This is a genomic window from Pseudoalteromonas sp. S4741 (assembly GCF_005886135.1).
Taxonomy (GTDB): Bacteria; Pseudomonadota; Gammaproteobacteria; order Enterobacterales; family Alteromonadaceae; genus Pseudoalteromonas; species Pseudoalteromonas tetraodonis.
Genome location: NZ_PNCN01000147.1, coordinates 1 through 482 on the forward strand (window position 1 = coordinate 1; position 482 = coordinate 482).

Below are 482 nucleotides of genomic sequence, written 5' to 3' on the forward strand. Positions count from 1 at the left end.
CAAGAATTCACTTAAAATGCGTTTTCATGTACGGGACTATCACCCTGTATCGTGGCACTTTCCAGAGCCTTCCATTAACACATAATAAGCTTAAGGGCTGTTCCGATTTCGCTCGCCGCTACTCTCGGAATCTCGGTTGATTTCTTTTCCTACGGGTACTTAGATGTTTCAGTTCTCCGCGTTCGCCTCGTTAACCTATGTATTCAGTTAACGATACCTGCAAGCAGGTGGGTTTCCCCATTCGGAAATCCTAGTCTCAAGTGCTTTTTACTAGCTTGACTAGGCTTATCGCAAGTTAATACGTCCTTCATCGCCTCCAACTGCCAAGGCATCCACCGTGTACGCTTAGTCACTTAACCATACAACCCAAACGGGTCTTTGTTTTGTGACAGTTTAACTTCGCCAGAAGTTAATATTGAATACTAAAGTAGATACCAATTAACTATTCTATTGAATAATTAATTGCATTTTTTACTTTTGAA

At 41.3% G+C, this 482-nt stretch carries 1 rRNA gene; it reads right to left on the minus strand.

Annotation, left to right across the window (positions count from 1 at the left end):
- Positions 1-359, minus strand: a 23S ribosomal RNA gene (locus tag CWC30_RS18485); the annotation flags it as partial.
- Positions 360-482 lie beyond the last annotated feature (123 nt).